Here is a 16,052-nt window from a genome sequence, read left to right on the forward strand (position 1 = left end):
CCCCTCGCAGAAGGTGGCCGTGACCGACCCCGTGACCGACCCCGAGCCCGCGTCCGGCCGTCGCCGCGCGCGCCTCGAGCTCTGGGCGCCGGTGCTCGTGCTGGCGGTGGTCGCGGCCGTGGTGTGGGCGTCGTTCTGGTCCGACGCGGCGGTCGAGAGCGACCGTGAGTCGCGGGCCACGGCCGTCTCCGGCGCCACGGGGACCGACGACGAGGCCGACGACGAGGGCGACGACGAGGCCGCGGGCGATGGAGGCGCCGGGTCGCCCGGTGCCGAGCCCGAGCACCACGAGCCCGAGCAGCTCGAGGCGTCCGTACGCCGCTTCCGCGCCGCCCAGCGCCGGCTCGCCCAGCGGGTCTCGCGCCAGGTCGAGGTGGCCGAGAGGCGCAACCAGCCCATCGAGTTCCAGGTCGCGAGCTTCAACGTCCTCGGCGACTCCCACACCGGCCCGGGCGGCAACAAGCCGGGCTACCCCGACGGCGGTCCGCGCATGGACATGGCCATCTCCACGCTGCGCAGCAACGGCATCGACGTGGTGGGGTTCCAGGAGTTCGAGCAGAGCCAGCACACCATGTTCACCGCGCGGGCGGGGGAGTACTCCCTCTACCCGGGCATGACGCTGGGCAACAAGTCGGTGCGGTTCAACATCGCGTGGCGCTCCGACATGTTCCGGATGGTGGATGCCCACACGCTGTCCATCCCCTACGCCGGCGGCAGCCGCATCGCCATGCCGGTCGTGCTGCTGGAGTCGACCAGCACCGGCCGGCGCGCGTGGTTCGCCAACTTCCACAACCCGGCCGACACCGCGAGGCTGGGCAGCAACGGGCGCTGGCGGGCCGAGGCCGCGGCCATCGAGGTGTCCCACCTGACCCAGCTCCACCAGGCCGAGGGGCTGCCGGTCATCGCCACCGGCGACTACAACGAGCGCGAAGCGATCTTCTGCCGCTTCGCCGCCACCGGCGTCTTCACCGCGGCCGCGGGTGGCAGCGGGGTCGGCGGCTGCTCGCCACCGCCGCGGATGGGCGTCGACTGGATCTTCGGGTCCACGGGTGTCGCCTTCACCGACTACGCGGTGACCGACACGGGCAACGCCTCCGACCACGCGATGGTCCATTCGACGGCCACGCTCACCTCCGACGGGGTGCTCGACGTCCCCGACGACGAGGACGGCACGGGGGAGTAGGCGCCGACGCGCCGGAGGCCCGGGGGCGCGCGCCCAGGAGCGGGCGAGGCGCTCGGCCGAGCCGTCGATATACTCACGCCCCGTGAGGTCCCTGAGCCAGCTGAGGCGTCCCGTCGCGCTGGAGGTCCTCCGGATCGACGCCGCGGGCCTGCTCGTCGGCGGCGCACGCGAGCAGCTGGTCGACGTGGCCTTCGACGGTCGGCGGATCTGGTCGTTCTGGCTGCTGCGCGACGGCGTGCCGGGCGACGACGGGATCACCCTCGCCTGGCCCAAGCCGCTGCGCCCGTTCCTCGACGGCGTCACCGAGGTGACGCTCACCGACCCCGGCACCGACACCGTGCTGTTCTCCCGCACGGTGCAGTTCGGTGAGGGCACCGACCGCATCGAGGTCGTCAACCCGGCCGGCCGGCCGTTGGCCCTCGACAAGTCGCTCAAGCTCGTCGAGACCTTCGACACCCGCGACGCCGCCCAGGTCGAGCCGCTGCTCGACGCCATCGAGGAGGTGCTCGGCGCGCTGCGCGAGGTGGGCCTCGATGCCTTCCTCGCCTACGGCACCGCACTCGGCGCCATCCGCGACGGCGGCCTGATCGGCCACGACAGCGACGCCGACCTCGGCTACGTCAGCGGCCACGACCACCCCGTCGACGTGATCCGGGAGTCGTTCCGCATCCAGCGGGCGCTCACCGACATGGGCTACCGGGTGACCCGCTACAGCGCGATCGCCCTCAAGGTCCACGTCCTCGAGAGCGACGGCCTCGACCGTGGGCTCGACGTGTTCGGCGGGTTCATGCGCGACGGGATGCTCTACCTGATGGGCGAGATCGCCGTGCCGTTCGAGCGCGAGTGGATCTACCCGCTGGGCACGGCGTCGCTGGAGGGCCGGGAGTTCCCGGTGCCCGCCCACGCCGACAAGTTCCTCACCGCCACCTACGGCCCGCACTGGCGCGTGCCCGACCCGGCCTACAAGTTCACCACGCCCGAGAGCACCATCGAGCTGTTCAACGGCTGGTTCCGGGGGATGCGCACCGGTCGTGCCGGCTGGCACGCCTACCACAAGCGCACGGCGCACCACGCCGCGTCGGTGTCGCCCGTCGCGCGCGAGGTTGCCGAGCGCCACCCCGGCCTGGCGACCTACGTCGACATCGGGTGCGGTCGCGGCACCGACGTCGCCTGGTTCGCCGACCGCGGCGTCACCGCGATCGGGCTGGACTTCCAGCCCTACGCCTTCGACGAGGAGGCGCGGCGCCGCGCCGACGACGAGCGCGTGACCTTCCAGCTCTTCAACCTCCTCGAGCTGCGCCACGTGCTGGCCGTCCCCGCCTGGATCGCGCGGCTGCCCGGACCGCGGGCGGTCGGGTGCGTGCACGTGATCGAGCGGCTGGGTCGCCGCGGGCGCCTCAACATGCTGCGCGCGGCCCGGATGATGCTGGCCGGCACCGACGGCGCCCTGCACCTGCAGTTCCTCAGCGAGAAGGGGCGCGACGGCTACGCTCGCCGCACCGGTGCCCGCAAGCCCCTCGACCCCGCGGTCGTGGCCGCCGAGGTGGCCGAGTCCGGCGGGCGCATCGTGGAGGAGGTCCGCGAGCCGGTGTCGTCGGCCCCCGGGAGCTCGCAGGTGTGCCGCATGATCATCGACTGGAACGCGTGAGGTGGGAGCAGACATGTTCGGACGCAGGAACCGTTCCGTCACCGGGGACACCCGCGACCTCGAGAGGCGCGTCGCGGCGCTGGAGGAGGCCGTGCAGGACAACCGCGCGCTCAACGTGCGCGTCGCCGAGCTCACCGACGTGGTGACCGAGCTGCTGCTGCCGGTCGCGGCGCGCGACGAGGAGAGGCTGGCGGAGCTGCTCGAGAAGTATCGAGGGGACTTCTCTTGAGCCCTGGCCCGCGCGAGCGCCGCGGCGGACCGCGTCGGGTCTTCCTCCACATCGGACTGCCCAAGACGGGCACGACCTACCTCCAGCAGGTGGTCTGGGGCAACCGCGACCGCCTGCTCGCCGACGGCGTGCTGCTGCCCGGCTTCGGGCACCGCGAGCACCTGTGGGCGGCCCTCGACCTGCAGGAGCGGCCCAGGCTGGCCAAGCGGCACCCGGACGCTCCGGGCACCTGGCGCCGGCTGGTCGACGAGGCCGCCGCGCACCCCGGCGACGTGCTGATCACCCACGAGTTCCTCTGCGGCGCCAGCGCCGAGCAGGCCGCCCGCGCGGTCGCGGACTTCCCGGGGGCCGAGGTGCACCTCGTCGTCACCGCGCGCGACGCCGCGAGCGTCGTCTCCGCCGGGTGGCAGGAGTCGGTGAAGAACGGCGGCACCGTCGGCCTCGACGCGGTGATGGCCGGCCGGGCCGCGGGCGGTCCGGAGTTCAGCATGCGCACCTGGGACCTCGCCGGGGTGCTCGAGCGCTGGACCGCCGAGCTGCCGAGCGAGCGGGTGCACGTCCTGGTGATGCCCGGGGCGGGGCAGCCGCGCGACCTGCACTGGCGTCACTTCGCCGACGTGCTCGGCATCGACCCCGACGACTACCCGGCACCCGCCGAGGCGGTCAACCCCGCCCTGGGCATCGTGCAGATCGAGACCCTCCGGCTGGTCAACGAGCACCTGCCCCGCTACTCCGCGCACGAGCGCGGCGTGTGGATCCGCGGCTACCTCGCCGAGGACCTGCTGGCCCGCCAGCCCCGCGAGCGCGGGGGCATGCCGGCACACCACCGGGCGCGGTTCGCCGAGCTCGACCGCGCCGCCGCCGCCCTGATCGCCGAGCGGGGATTCCACGTGCTGGGCGAGCTCTCCGCCCTGACGGCCGAGCCGACGGGTCCACCGGGACGAGAGCCCGACACGGTCACCGCCGAGGAGCTTCTGGAATCTGCCTCACGCCTCGTCGCTGATATCGTGGCCGACGTCCGCGCGAGCACAGGTGATGTGCCGCCACGTCGGGGGAACCCCTGATCCGGGCGCCACGGGGCGCCATCCGGTGCCACGTAGGAGTCGTTGTGCGTTCCAAGTCCGTTGCCCTGCTCGCCGCCTGTGGGCTGGTGGCCGCCCTGGTGGCGCCCACGTCCGGAGCGGCGTCCGCCGGTCCCGCGCCCGCCGGCCAGGTCGGCCAGGTCGCTCCGTCGGCCGCGCCCGCCGCGCGCAAGCCCGGCAAGCCCAACAAGAAGTGGAAGGTCCCCACCGGGGCCAAGTTCAACAACCCGATGGTCGAGAAGGACCGCTACGTCATCGAGCGCCACATCCTGCGCGCGATCCGCAACACGCCGCGCGGGGAGAAGATCGTCATCTCCGCCTACTCCCTCGACCGGCAGGTGTTCGCCGACGAGCTCATCCGCGCCCACCGCCGCGGCGTGAAGGTGCAGGTGCTGCTCAACGACCACCTCGTGCCCAACGCGCAGGTGCGCATCCAGCGGGTGCTCGGTCACAAGACCAAGAAGTCGAGCTTCCTCAAGCGCTGCAAGTCGGGCTGCCGCGCCGACGACAACGAGTACAACAACCTGCACAGCAAGTTCTACCTGTTCAGCCGCACCGGCAAGAACCGCAACGTCGTGATGCTCGGCTCGCAGAACATGACGATGAACGCCGTGCGCTGGCAGTGGAACGACCTGTGGACCACGGTCGGCAAGAAGACCCTCTACGACCAGTTCATCCGACTGTTCAACGACATGCGCCCCGACTGGGACAAGCGCCGTGCCTCCTACGCGTTCTGCGAGGCCGGCACGACGTGCCCCTCCGGCGACCAGCACAAGTACTTCAACATCGTCTTCCCCCGCCACACCACGCCCAACAAGGACGTCATCCTCGACATCCTCAACAACATCGAGTGCGTCTACACCGACGCGGCCGGGACGCAGCGGCGCACCCAGCTCGCGCTGTCGATGCACACCATGCGCGGTGGCCGCGGCAACTACATCGCCGATCGGCTGCGCCAGCTCTACGCCGACGGGTGCAACCTGCGGGTCAACTACGGGCTGATGGGCTTCCACACCAAGCAGCACATCGGCGCCCCGACCGCCCGCGGCCGCGTGCCGCTGCGCTCGACCGGGTTCAACCTCAGGGACGACGTGCCGACCGGCGACCCCGAGATCGACAACATGCCCGAGGCCATCGAGCGCTACACCCACCACAAGTACTTCGTGCTGCGCGGGTCCTACAAGGGCAACATCGACAGCCACATGGTGTGGACCGGGTCGACCAACTGGTCGAGCCTGGGCACGCCCCAGGACGAGATCCTCTTCAGCATGCACGGGCGCGGGATGGTGCGCGACTACATGAAGAACTTCAACCTGATGTGGAAGAAGCCCTTCAGCCGCGACGCGTACACCACGACCTACTCGTCGTGGAAGACCGTCGACGGCCGTCGGGTCGGGGTCGGGCCGATGGTGACGGTCGAGCCCGACGGGCTGAGCGCCGGCGGCCCCACCTGGGAGAACGACTGACCGAGGTGCCTCAGCCCTCCTGCGCGCCCGCCTCGTCGGCCGGCAGGAGGGACTCCGCGAGCCCGCGGACGGTCTCGAGGTCGGGGCCCTGCAGCACCACGGTGCTGCCCTTGAGGTCGTGCGCGAGGACGGTGGCGCCGGCGTGGTCCCATGCCGACCAGGTGCCGGTGCCCCAGTCGGACAGGTCGACGTCGTCGGCCGCGGTGAGGTCGGGCTGGTCGCCGAGCACCTCGGCGCTGGTGCCCGGGAGCTGGTCGAGGACGACCTCGCCGGCCGGCGCCGTGAACTCCAGGCGCCACCACTGCGGGTCGGGCTGGTAGCCGCCGCCGACGGCGGTCCAGCCGTCGGGCAGGGTCGAGGGCACCATCGTGATCAGCCCGTCGGCGGTCGCGCGGAGCGCGGCCTTCTTGTAGCGCGGCGACACTGCCGGCTCGGTGCCGAAGTCGATCGGCTCGACCGGGGTCACGCTCTCGGTGGGGGAGGCGGACGACGTCTCCGACGAGGGGTCGACGCCGGCGTCAGGGGTCGAGGCGTCGTCGCCGCACGCGCCGGCGAGCAGGACGAGGGAGGCTCCCAGGGCTGGTCCGATCACACGGATGGGTCGCATGCGCGCCAGTCTCTCACGGGCGTCCGGGGCCGGGTCCCGTGTGACGACTGTCTCGGCGCCGGACCCTGCCCCCGGCCGTCGCCGGCGACCTAGACTCCGTGCGATCCAGCCGCGAGCGTCCAGGAGCCATCACATGCCCCGCCTCTGCCAGACCGACGGCCTCTCCGAGGACCAGAGCGAGATCCTCAAGGCGGTGCGGCAGTTCGTCGACGAGCAGATCATCCCGGTCGCGCAGGAGCTCGAGCACGCCGACGAGTACCCGACCGAGATCATCGAGGGGCTCAAGGAGCTCGGCGTCTTCGGCCTGACGATCCCCGAGGAGTTCGGCGGGCTGGGGGAGTCGCTGCTGACCTACGCGCTGGTGGTCGAGGAGATCGCGCGGGGCTGGATGAGTGTCTCCGGCGTGATCAACACCCACTTCATCGTCGCCTACATGCTGGTCCAGCACGGCACGGAGGAGCAGAAGCAGAAGTACCTGCCGCGGATGGCGACCGGCGAGGTGCGCGGGGCGTTCTCGATGTCCGAGCCGGGCCTCGGCTCCGACGTGTCCGCGGTGTCCACCAAGGCCACGAGGGCCGACGACGGCAGCTACTCGATCACGGGTCAGAAGATGTGGCTGACCAACGGGGCGACGTCGACGCTGGTGGCGGTGCTGACGAAGACCGACGAGGGTGCCGAGAGCGTCTACAAGAACATGACGACCTTCCTGGTGGAGAAGGAGGCCGGGTTCGGCGAGACCGCCCAGGGCGTCACGGTGCCGGGCAAGATCGAGAAGATGGGCTACAAGGGCGTCGAGACGACCGAGCTGATCTTCGAGGGCCACCGCATCGGCGCGGACCAGATCCTCGGCGGCGAGCCCGGCAAGGGGTTCTTCCAGATGATGGACGGCGTCGAGGTGGGCCGGGTCAACGTCGCCGCCCGTGCGTGCGGGCTGGCGTGGCGCGGCTTCGAGCTCGCCATCGCCTACGCCCAGCAGCGCAAGACCTTCGGCAAGCCGATCGCCGAGCACCAGGCGGTGCTGTTCCGTCTCGCGGAGATGGCCACCAAGGTCGAGGTCGCGCACACGATGATGGTCAAGGCCGCACGCCTCAAGGACACCGGCCAGCGCATGGACGTCGAGGCCGGCATGGCCAAGATGGTCGCCAGCGAGTACGCCAACGAGGTCGTGGAGGACTCCTTCCGCATCCACGGCGGCTACGGCTACTCCAAGGAGTACGAGATCGAGCGGCTGATGCGCGAGGTGAAGTTCATGCTCATCGGCGAGGGCACCTCCGACATCCAGAAGATGATCATCGGTCGCAGCCTGCTCAAGGACTACAAGCTGGACTGAGCCCCGCCGCGGGCGACGGAGGCGCGGCCGCGTCAGCCGGCGGTCTCCGCAGCGGCGTCGGCCGCGGCCAGCGCCTCGCTGGCGGCCTCGACGACGTCGGGGGACAGCACGTGCTCGATCGCCAGCGCCGAGGCGCCGAGCACGCCCGCCTCGCCGCCGGCTCGTGAGGTGACGATGCGCAGGTGCTCGGTCGCCAGCGGCAGGGACCGGTGGTAGACCGACTCGCGGATCCCGGCGAGCAGGTGCTCGCCCGCCCCCGCCACCTGGCCGCCGATGACGACGACCGAGGGGTTGATCAGGTTGACCATGGTGGCCACGACCTCGCCGATGTCGCGCCCGGCCTGACGTACGACGCCCATCGCGACCCGGCTGCCCGAGCGGACCAGCTCGACCACGTCGCCGCCGTCCTCCGCGGCCTCACCCTGCGCGCGGACCGCGGCCGCCAGCGCCGGGCCCGCCGCGACGGCCTCGAGGCACCCCGAGTTGCCGCAGCGGCACATCACGTCGTCGGCGCCCGGGACCCGGACGTGGCCCAGGTCGCCGGCCGTGCCCTGGGCGCCGCGCTGGAGCACGCCGCCGGAGACGATGCCGGCACCGATGCCCGTGGCGACCTTGATGAGCACCAGGTCGTCGACGTCGCGCAGGTGCTGGCGTCGTTCGCCGAGCGCCATGATGTTGACGTCGTTGTCGACGAGCACCGGCACGGCGTACTGCTCCTGGAGGTAGGCCGGCACGTCGAAGCGGTCCCAGCCCGGCATGATCGGCGGGTTGATCGGGCGCCCGGTGTCGTGCTCGACCGGCCCCGGGAGACCGATGCCGATGGCCGCGAGGTCGTCGATCGGCCGGTCGCTGGCCGCGAGGAGGTCGCGGACCGACTCCACGACCCAGGACAGCACGGCCTCGGGACCGTCGCCGACCGCGATGCGGGCGTCGACCTCGCCGAGGATCGAGCCGTTGAGGTCGGTCAGCGCCGCGGTCGCGTGGGTGGCGCCGAGGTCGACGCCGACGACGAGCTTGGCGGTGGGGTTGAGCGCGAACAGCGCCGGGGGGCGCCCGCCGGTCGACCGGGCGCCGCCGAAGGGCGCCACCAGGCCCAGCCGCATGAGGGTGTCGATCCGGGCCGTGATCGTCGAGCGGGCCAGCCCGGTCGCCTCGGCCAGCTGGGCACGGGTCCAGGGCCTTCCGTCTCGCAGCAGGTCGAAGAGCTCGCCGGTTCGCACGATGCGGAGTCAAGCACATGCGCGACTTTGCACGCGCAACCAGACACTTTTGTCACGTTCTCGACAGAAGCCCGTGACGCGTGCCACAGTGTGGCCCGTGCCTGCGAACGTGCCCGTGAACACCCCCGCGAACGCCCTTGCGAACACCCCCTCCGACACCGCCCTGGCGGCCGCCGGGATGACGAAGAGCTTCTTCGGCAACACCGTGCTCGACCGCGTCGACCTGACCCTGCTCGCCGGTGAGGTCCACGGCCTCGTCGGCGAGAACGGAGCCGGTAAGTCCACACTCATGAAGATGCTCGCCGGGGTCCACACCCCCGACAGCGGCACGATCGTCGTCGGCGGCGAGCAGGTCTCGTTCAGCCACCCCGTGCAGGCCCAGCGGGCCGGTGTGTCCACGGTGTTCCAGGAGTTCAACCTCCTGCTCGAGCGCACCATCGCCGAGAACATCTGGCTCGGCCGGGAGCCCCGGCGCCTGGGCCGCCTCGGCCCGGTCGACACCGCGCGCATGCGCCGCGACACCGAGGAGCTGCTCGAGGGCCTCGGCGTGTCCGGCCTCCGGGCCGGCACGCTGGTGCGGAGCCTGTCGGTGGCCGAGCAGCAGATCGTCGAGATCGCCAAGGCTGTCAGCTTCGACGCCAAGGTGATCCAGATGGACGAGCCCACGGCCGCCCTCGCCGACCACGAGGTCGAGCTCCTCTACTCGATCATCCGACGCCTCGCCGACCGTGGCGTCGCCATCCTCTACGTCTCCCACCGCCTCAAGGAGGTCTTCGACCTCTGCTCGACGATCACCATCCTCAAGGACGGCCGGCAGGTCGCGACCCGGCCGGCCGGCGAGCTCAGCGAGGCCGAGCTCGTGCGCCTGATGGTGGGTCGACCGCTCACCACCTACTTCCCCGACAAGCCGGCGGACGTCACCGCGGGCGACGTCCGACTCGCGCTGTCCGGCGTCGGCAACGGCTACGTCGACGACGTCTCCCTCGAGGTCCGCGCGGGCGAGATCGTCGGGATCGCCGGCCTCCAGGGCTCCGGTCGCACCGAGCTCCTCGAGACCGTCTTCGGCGTGCACCCCGTCGCGCGCGGGACCATCGCCCTCGACGGCGCCCCGCTCGAGGTGGCCAGCCCCCGCCAGGGCGTACGCGCCCGGCTCGCGTTCATCACCGAGGACCGCAAGGCCAAGGGCCTCGCGCTCAACCAGTCGATCCTCGACAACGCCCTCGGCGTCGTGCGGGCCGTCTTCCCGCGGCGCACCGGCGCTGCCCGCCGTGACATGCCCGGCGTGCTGTCCAACCTGGACGTCGCCGCCCACAGCCTGGGCCAGGAGGTCCAGTTCCTCTCCGGCGGCAACCAGCAGAAGGTGGTGCTGGCCCGGTGGCTCAGCATCGACCCGCTCGTGGTGCTGATGGACGAGCCGACCCGCGGCATCGACGTCGGGGCCAAGCACCGCGTCTACGAGCTGATGCGCGAGCTGACGCGTCAGGGCGTCGCCGTGCTGATGGTCTCCAGCGAGCTTCCCGAGGTGATCGGCATGTCCGACCGGATCCTCGTGATGCGCGACGGCACCCTCGCCGGCTCGCTCCCGTCGGGGGCGAGCGAGGAGGCCGTGCTGGCGATGGCCACCGGGGCCGCGAGCGAGGAGGCCGCATGAGCGCCACCACCGACCGGACGCCGGACCCGGCCCGGATACCCGCCTCCGCGCCGGGCCGGGAGCCCCGCGACCCGGCACGCCGCAGTCGTGCGGCGCGCCCGCGCGGCGCGCGCCGGCTCGACTCGACCGCTCTCATCTATCTGGTGCTGCTCGTCGTCGTCGTCGCGTCGGCGCTGCTGACCGCGGTCGAGGGCCGCAACTTCTTCAGCCAGGGCAACACCTGGGCCGTGCTGACGGCAATGAGCGTGCTGGGCCTGATCGCGATCGGCCAGACCCTGGTGATCCTCGTGGGCAGCCTCGACCTGTCGGTGCCCTACGTCGTCAGCCTGGCCACCGTCATCGCTGCCGGCGGGATGAAGGGCCTGGACGGCAACCTGTGGCCCGCGATCTTCAACACCCTCGTCCTGTGCGCGCTGGTCGGGCTGGTCATGGGCGTGGTGGTCAGCGTCTTCGACGTGCACGGGTTCATCGCCAGCCTGGGCGTGGGCCTCATCGTCAGCGGCTACCTCGCCTCCAACTACCAGGGCAGCCACGGCGACGCCTCGCCCGCGCTCGAGCTGCTCGGCCGCAGCGGCATCGCGGCCGTGGTCCCGACGGCGTTCATCCTGCTGCTGGTGGCCGCGCTGCTGGTCACGCTGATGCTGCGCTACACCCGCCTGGGCCATCACCTCTACGCCATCGGCGGCAACCGCGACGTGGCCCGCATGTCGGGTGTCCGCACGACGATGCCCGTGGTCGCCGCGCATGTCCTCTGCTCGCTCCTCGCCGGCGTGGCGGGCCTGCTGCTGCTCTCGCGCACGGGGGTCGGCCTGCCCACCATCGGCTCGCAGGGGCGCTACGACCTGCTGTCCATCGCGGCCGTCGTGCTCGGCGGCACCCTGCTGGCCGGCGGCAAGGGGAGCGTGGTCGGCACCATCGGCGGCGTCGCGATCTTCGCCGTGCTCGACAACGTCATGGGCGTCATGCAGGTCAACCCGTTCCTCAAGGACTTCGTGCGCGGCCTGGTCATCGTGCTCGCCGTCGCGGTCTACGCCCGCCGCAGCGTCGTACGCCGGCCACCCCGCTTCGGCCCCGACCGGCCCACGCTGCCCGCCCCCGGCTCCACGACCGGATCCACGACGAAGGAGGAGACCGCATGAGCACCGCGACCTCCGGCTCCCCGGCCGCCACGGCCGCCGGCCGCACCCTGCCGCTCACGGAGGGCTCCCTGCCGCAGCGGATCCTGCGCGGTGCGCTGACCCCGGGCGGGGCGGTGTTCATCCTGCTCGCCCTGCTCCTCATCGCCGTCGTGTGGGTCAACCCGTCCTTCGGGGAGCCGCCGCAGCTCATCCGCTTCATCGGCCGCACCGCACCGATCGCGATCGCCGCGATGGGGCAGTACTACGTGATCGTCTCCGGTGAGTTCGACCTCTCCATGGGCGCGGTCATCGCGACGCAGGTCGTCATCGCCGGCAACTACATCGGCGACGACGAGGGACGCGTGCTGCCGGCCATCGGCCTGATGCTGCTCATCGGGGTGGTCGTCGGCCTGGTCAACGGGCTGGGCACCACGATCCTGCAGGTGCCGAGCTTCATCGTCACGCTCGGCACGATGCTCGCCCTCGGCGGTCTGGTGCGCTACCTGACCGGGGGCGCCGCCACCGGCAACCCGGTCGACGCCTTCCGCGAGATCGGCCGCGGCGGCATCCAGGACGTGCCCGTCCTCGACGTCCTTCCCTACTCGGTCGTCATCCTCGTGGCCGTCGCGGCGGCCGGCGTCTGGCTGATGCGCTCGCCGTTCGGCCGCACGCTGGTCGCGACCGGCGACAACCCCGACGCCGCCGGCGTCGCGGGCGCACAGGTCTGGTGGGTCAAGACGCGGGCGTTCATCCTGTCCGCACTCTCGGCCACCGTCGCGGGCATCCTGCTCGTCGGCTACGCAGGCGTGCACCCCTCCGTCGGCGCCGGCTACGAGTTCCAGGCGATCACGGCCGTGGTGCTCGGCGGGGTCGTGCTCGGCGGCGGGCGGGGCTGGCTCCTCTCCGCCGCGGCCGGGGCGTTCGCCCTCGAGCTGCTGTTCTCGTTCCTCAACTTCCAGGAGGTCGAGTCGACCTGGAGGAACTCCGTCCAGGGCGTGATCATCATCCTCGCCGTCGCCCTGGCGGCCCGCGCCTGGTCGCTGGGTCGGCGTCCCTCGTCTCGCCCCGCAGCACCCGCACCACCACCCACCACTGCCCGACCGGGCACCGAACCAGGAGACAACTGATGCGCCACACGATCCACCGCGCGCCGATGGCAGTGGCCTCGGCCCTGCTGCTCGGGGTGTTCGCCACCTCGTGCAGCACCGAGGACCCGACGGACTCCACCGCCGGCACCGACGAGAGCTCGGAGACGTCCGAGTCCCCGGACGCCTCCGAGGAGAGCCCCGCCGAGGAGCAGGAATGGTTCGACCAGGAGGTCTACGACACCCAGTTCGACCAACGTTCGGCGACCTTCGAGGGCGACCCCGAGACGCCCTACCTGCAGTACATCGACGGCGAGATGACCGACACGGCCGACTACAAGGCCAAGGGCGCCCAGAAGGCCTGCTTCGCCAACGCCTCCATCTCCAACCCGTGGCGCCAGACCGGCTGGATCACCATGAACCAGCAGCTCAAGGCCCTGCAGGACGAGGGCGTGATCTCCGAGATGGAGACGCGCGACGCCGGTGACGACGACAACACCCAGATCGCCGACATCGACTACTTCATCTCCGAGGGCGACTGCGACGCCTTCATCATCTCGCCCAACTCCACCGCCGCGATGACCGACGCGGTCGAGCGCGCGTGCGAGACCGGCAAGCCCGTCGTCGTCTTCGACCGCGGCGTGCAGACCGACTGCGCCACCACCTTCATCCACCCGATCGGTGGCTTCGCGTGGGGCATCGACACCGCCGAGTTCCTCATCGACAACCTCGAGGAGGGCGACAAGGTCGTCGCGCTGCGCATCCTGCCCGGCGTCGACGTGCTCGAGCAGCGCTGGGCCGCGGCGGAGAAGCTCTTCGAGGAGAACGGCATCGAGGCGGTCGACTACTTCACCGGAGCCGACCCGACCGAGATCAAGAAGATCATCACCGACGAGCTTGGCAAGGGCGAGGTCCAGGGTGTCTGGATGGACGCCGGCGACGGCGCCGTCGCGGCGATCGAGGCCTTCGAGGACTTCGGTGCCGACTACCCGGTGATGACCGGTGAGGACGAGATGAGCTTCCTGCGCAAGTGGGAGGACACCGGGCTGACCGGCCTGGCGCCCGTCTACTCCAACTTCCAGTGGCGCACCCCGCTCCTCGCGCTGCAGAAGATCTTCGCCGGCGAGGAGGTCCCCCGGGAGTGGGTGCTCCCGCAGGCCCCGATCACCGAGGACGAGCGCGGCGACTACCTCGAGGCCAACGACGGCATGCCCGACGGCCACTACGCCAAGTTCGGCGGCGAGGACCTCGTCGGCTACCCCGACGTCTGGCAGGAGCGCCAGATCCCCTGATCAGGCGATGATCGACTGATGCACCCGTCGGTGGGCCGGGCCGCCCGGCCCACCGACGTCCGTCCCCTCCACCCCGCTGCCCAGCATCCGGAAGGACCTCCATGCGAGAGATCGGCGTCAACACGTGGGTCTGGACCTCACCCCTGACCGACGCGGACGTGGCCGGACTGCTGCGGCACGTCGCCACGATGGGCTTCGACGCCGTCGAGCTGCCCCTCGAGAACACCGGCGACCTCACCGTCCCGGTCGTGGCCGAGGTGCTCGCCGAGACCGGCCTGACGCCGTGCGTCGTGGGGGCGATGGCACCGGGGCGCGACCTCGTCGACGCCGCGTGCGTCGCCGACACCCAGGACTACCTGCGGGCCTGCATCGACTTCGCGGCCGGCATCGGCGCGCGGACGGTCTGCGGCCCGTTCTACGCCGCCACCGGCCGCGTGTGGCGCATGGACGCCGACGCGCGGCGGGCGGCGTACGACGACGTCCGCCGGCACCTCGCACCCGTGGTCGACCACGCGGCCGAGCGGGGCGTGCGCCTGGGCATCGAGCCGCTCAACCGCTACGAGACCTCCCTGGTCAACACCGTTGACCAGGCGCTGGACGCGCTCGGGCCGCTGCTCGGCGACGGCCTCGGACTCGCGCTCGACAGCTACCACCTCAACATCGAGGAGCGCTCGAGCGCGGGCGCGATCCGGACCGCCGGCCCCCACCTGGCGCACGTCCAGGTCTGCGGCAGCGACCGCGGCGCGCCGGGAGGCGACCAGACCGACTGGCGCGCGTTCGTGTGCGGCCTCGACGACGTGGGCTATGACGGCCCGCTCGTCATCGAGAGCTTCACGGCCGACAACGCCTCCATCGCCACGGCCGCCTCCATCTGGCGTCCGCTGGCACCCACCCAGGACGAGCTCGCCCGAGACGGCTTGTCGTTCCTCCGGTCGCTCGCCTGAGCGACCGCCACCTCACGGCAGGAGAAGCACGTGACCAGCACCCCCAGCGCATCGGGCGCCGCCGGGTCCCCGGGAGTCGCCGTCATCGGCTACGCGTTCATGGGCAAGGCCCACTCCCACGCCTGGCGCAACGTCGCCTCGCTCCGACCCGGCGCCCCCGGCGTGCGCCAGCAGGTCCTGGTCGGTCGCGACCCGGAGGCGGTGGCGATGGCGGCCAGGCAGTACGGCTGGGCCGAGTCGGCCACCGACTGGCGCGCGGTGATCGAGCGCGACGACGTCGACATCGTGGACGTCTGCGTCCCCGGCCACCTGCACGCCGCGGTCGCGATCGCCGCGCTGGAGGCCGGCAAGCACGTCATCGCCGAGAAGCCGCTCGCCAACACCCTGGGCGAGGCGGAGAAGATGGTCGCCACCGCCCGAGCCGCCCGCGAGCACGGGGTGCACTCGATGGTCGGCTTCAACTACCGGCGCGTCCCGGCGCTGGTGCTCGCGCGGCGGCACATCGCCGAGGGCCGGCTCGGCGACGTGCGCCAGGTGCGCGTGTCCTACCTGCAGGACTGGCTGGCAGACGACGCCGCGCCCATGACCTGGCGGCTGCGCCGCGAGCTCGCCGGGTCGGGCGCCCTCGGCGACCTCGGCTCGCACGCCGTGGACCAGGTGCGGTTCCTGCTCGGCCAGGAGGTCACGGCGGTCAATGCGCTGACCCACACGTTCGTGCGCGAGCGCCAGGGCGTCGACGGTCCCGAGGAGGTGAGCGTCGACGACGCCGCGTGGGGCACCCTGCGCACCGACGGCGGCGCCGTGGTCAGCCTCGAGGTCACCCGCATGGCCACCGCCCGCAAGAACGCGCTCGGGATCGAGGTCTACGGCAGCAACGGCGCCCTGCGCTTCGACCTCGAGTCGCTCAACCACCTCGACCTCTGCCTCGACGGCTCGGAGGGCTTCCGCCGCGTCCTGGTGACCGACCAGGACGACCCCTACATCGACGGCTGGTGGCCGCCCGGCCACGTGCTCGGCTGGGACGCGACGTTCACCAACCAGGCGGCGGACCTCCTCGCCGCCCTCGCGGCCGGTGAGGAGCCCACCCCGTCGTTCGAGGACGGCCTGGCCGTGCAGCGCGTGCTCGCCGCGATCGAGGAGAGCGCGGCGCGGGGCGGGAGCTGCGTCGACGTCGACGCGTGACGGATCCCACGTGAG

At 71.8% G+C, this 16,052-nt stretch carries 14 protein-coding genes; 12 read left to right on the plus strand and 2 right to left on the minus strand.

Going from position 1 to position 16,052, the window contains the following annotated elements:
- Positions 1-19 precede the first annotated feature (19 nt).
- From AC3X7Z_RS15475 to AC3X7Z_RS15495, 5 genes are all read left to right on the plus strand, one after another.
- Positions 20-1,183: an endonuclease/exonuclease/phosphatase family protein gene (locus AC3X7Z_RS15475; protein WP_489976492.1), complete on the plus strand. Its 1,164-nt coding sequence runs from the start codon at positions 20-22 to the stop codon at positions 1,181-1,183.
- 82 nt (positions 1,184-1,265) lie between these two features.
- Positions 1,266-2,831: a class I SAM-dependent methyltransferase gene (locus AC3X7Z_RS15480; RefSeq protein WP_489976493.1), complete on the plus strand. Its 1,566-nt coding sequence runs from the start codon at positions 1,266-1,268 to the stop codon at positions 2,829-2,831.
- Positions 2,832-2,844: 13 nt separating this feature from the next.
- A complete protein-coding gene (locus AC3X7Z_RS15485) occupies positions 2,845-3,060 on the plus strand; it encodes a DUF6752 domain-containing protein (protein WP_186341466.1) in 216 nt (71 codons plus the stop codon).
- Positions 3,057-4,124: a hypothetical protein gene (locus tag AC3X7Z_RS15490; protein ID WP_186341467.1), complete on the plus strand. Its 1,068-nt coding sequence runs from the start codon at positions 3,057-3,059 to the stop codon at positions 4,122-4,124. The genes AC3X7Z_RS15485 and AC3X7Z_RS15490 overlap by 4 nt, the downstream gene beginning before the upstream one ends.
- Positions 4,125-4,168: 44 nt before the next feature.
- Positions 4,169-5,608 (plus strand): phospholipase D-like domain-containing protein, encoded by a 1,440-nt coding sequence (locus tag AC3X7Z_RS15495; protein WP_489976494.1) that lies wholly within the window; start codon positions 4,169-4,171, stop codon positions 5,606-5,608.
- Positions 5,609-5,618: 10 nt separating this feature from the next.
- Here the strand turns inward: AC3X7Z_RS15495 and AC3X7Z_RS15500 are convergent, their stop codons facing one another.
- A complete protein-coding gene (locus tag AC3X7Z_RS15500) occupies positions 5,619-6,215 on the minus strand; it encodes a hypothetical protein (protein WP_489976495.1) in 597 nt (198 codons plus the stop codon).
- Between the two features lie 133 nt (positions 6,216-6,348).
- On the opposite strand from AC3X7Z_RS15500, the gene AC3X7Z_RS15505 reads away from it, so the two are divergent.
- Positions 6,349-7,545: an acyl-CoA dehydrogenase family protein gene (locus tag AC3X7Z_RS15505; RefSeq protein ID WP_489976496.1), complete on the plus strand. Its 1,197-nt coding sequence runs from the start codon at positions 6,349-6,351 to the stop codon at positions 7,543-7,545.
- A 32-nt stretch (positions 7,546-7,577) separates the two neighbouring features.
- On the opposite strand, the gene AC3X7Z_RS15510 is transcribed toward AC3X7Z_RS15505, so the two are convergent.
- Positions 7,578-8,765 carry an ROK family transcriptional regulator gene (locus AC3X7Z_RS15510; protein ID WP_241005349.1) on the minus strand — a complete coding sequence of 396 codons (1,188 nt, stop codon included), beginning with the start codon at positions 8,763-8,765 and terminating at the stop codon, positions 7,578-7,580.
- Between the two features lie 115 nt (positions 8,766-8,880).
- On the opposite strand from AC3X7Z_RS15510, the gene AC3X7Z_RS15515 reads away from it, so the two are divergent.
- The 6 genes from AC3X7Z_RS15515 (at position 8,881) to AC3X7Z_RS15540 (ending at position 16,037) form a co-directional block, all read left to right on the plus strand.
- Positions 8,881-10,416 (plus strand): sugar ABC transporter ATP-binding protein, encoded by a 1,536-nt coding sequence (locus AC3X7Z_RS15515; RefSeq protein ID WP_489976497.1) that lies wholly within the window; start codon positions 8,881-8,883, stop codon positions 10,414-10,416.
- Positions 10,413-11,555 carry an ABC transporter permease gene (locus AC3X7Z_RS15520; RefSeq protein ID WP_489976498.1) on the plus strand — a complete coding sequence of 381 codons (1,143 nt, stop codon included), beginning with the start codon at positions 10,413-10,415 and terminating at the stop codon, positions 11,553-11,555. The genes AC3X7Z_RS15515 and AC3X7Z_RS15520 overlap by 4 nt, the downstream gene beginning before the upstream one ends.
- Positions 11,552-12,661, plus strand: a complete 1,110-nt coding sequence (locus tag AC3X7Z_RS15525) for an ABC transporter permease (RefSeq protein WP_186341472.1) — start codon at positions 11,552-11,554, stop codon at positions 12,659-12,661. Before AC3X7Z_RS15520 ends, AC3X7Z_RS15525 begins: the two co-directional genes overlap by 4 nt.
- Positions 12,661-13,911, plus strand: a complete 1,251-nt coding sequence (locus tag AC3X7Z_RS15530; protein WP_206054527.1) for a substrate-binding domain-containing protein — start codon at positions 12,661-12,663, stop codon at positions 13,909-13,911. Before AC3X7Z_RS15525 ends, AC3X7Z_RS15530 begins: the two co-directional genes overlap by 1 nt.
- A 101-nt stretch (positions 13,912-14,012) precedes the next feature.
- A complete protein-coding gene (locus AC3X7Z_RS15535; RefSeq protein ID WP_489976499.1) occupies positions 14,013-14,855 on the plus strand; it encodes a sugar phosphate isomerase/epimerase family protein in 843 nt (280 codons plus the stop codon).
- Between the two features lie 30 nt (positions 14,856-14,885).
- Entirely contained in the window at positions 14,886-16,037 is a 1,152-nt protein-coding gene (locus tag AC3X7Z_RS15540) for a Gfo/Idh/MocA family protein (protein WP_489976500.1), read from the plus strand.
- The last annotated feature ends 15 nt before the right edge of the window (positions 16,038-16,052 follow it).

The sequence above is a fragment of the Nocardioides sp. Z24_21 genome, assembly GCF_058134345.1.

Excerpts from the sequence above, each read along its gene's own strand:
- AC3X7Z_RS15535 (WP_489976499.1), top strand. The coding sequence starts at position 14,013 with ATGCGAGAGATCGGCGTCAACACGTGGGTCTGGACCTCACCCCTGACC.
- AC3X7Z_RS15485 (WP_186341466.1), top strand. The coding sequence starts at position 2,845 with ATGTTCGGACGCAGGAACCGTTCCGTCACCGGGGACACCCGCGACCTC.
- AC3X7Z_RS15520 (WP_489976498.1), top strand. The coding sequence starts at position 10,413 with ATGAGCGCCACCACCGACCGGACGCCGGACCCGGCCCGGATACCCGCC.
- AC3X7Z_RS15505 (WP_489976496.1), top strand. The coding sequence starts at position 6,349 with ATGCCCCGCCTCTGCCAGACCGACGGCCTCTCCGAGGACCAGAGCGAG.
- AC3X7Z_RS15500 (WP_489976495.1), bottom strand. The coding sequence starts at position 6,215 with ATGCGACCCATCCGTGTGATCGGACCAGCCCTGGGAGCCTCCCTCGTC.
- AC3X7Z_RS15530 (WP_206054527.1), top strand. The coding sequence starts at position 12,661 with ATGCGCCACACGATCCACCGCGCGCCGATGGCAGTGGCCTCGGCCCTG.
- AC3X7Z_RS15525 (WP_186341472.1), top strand. The coding sequence starts at position 11,552 with ATGAGCACCGCGACCTCCGGCTCCCCGGCCGCCACGGCCGCCGGCCGC.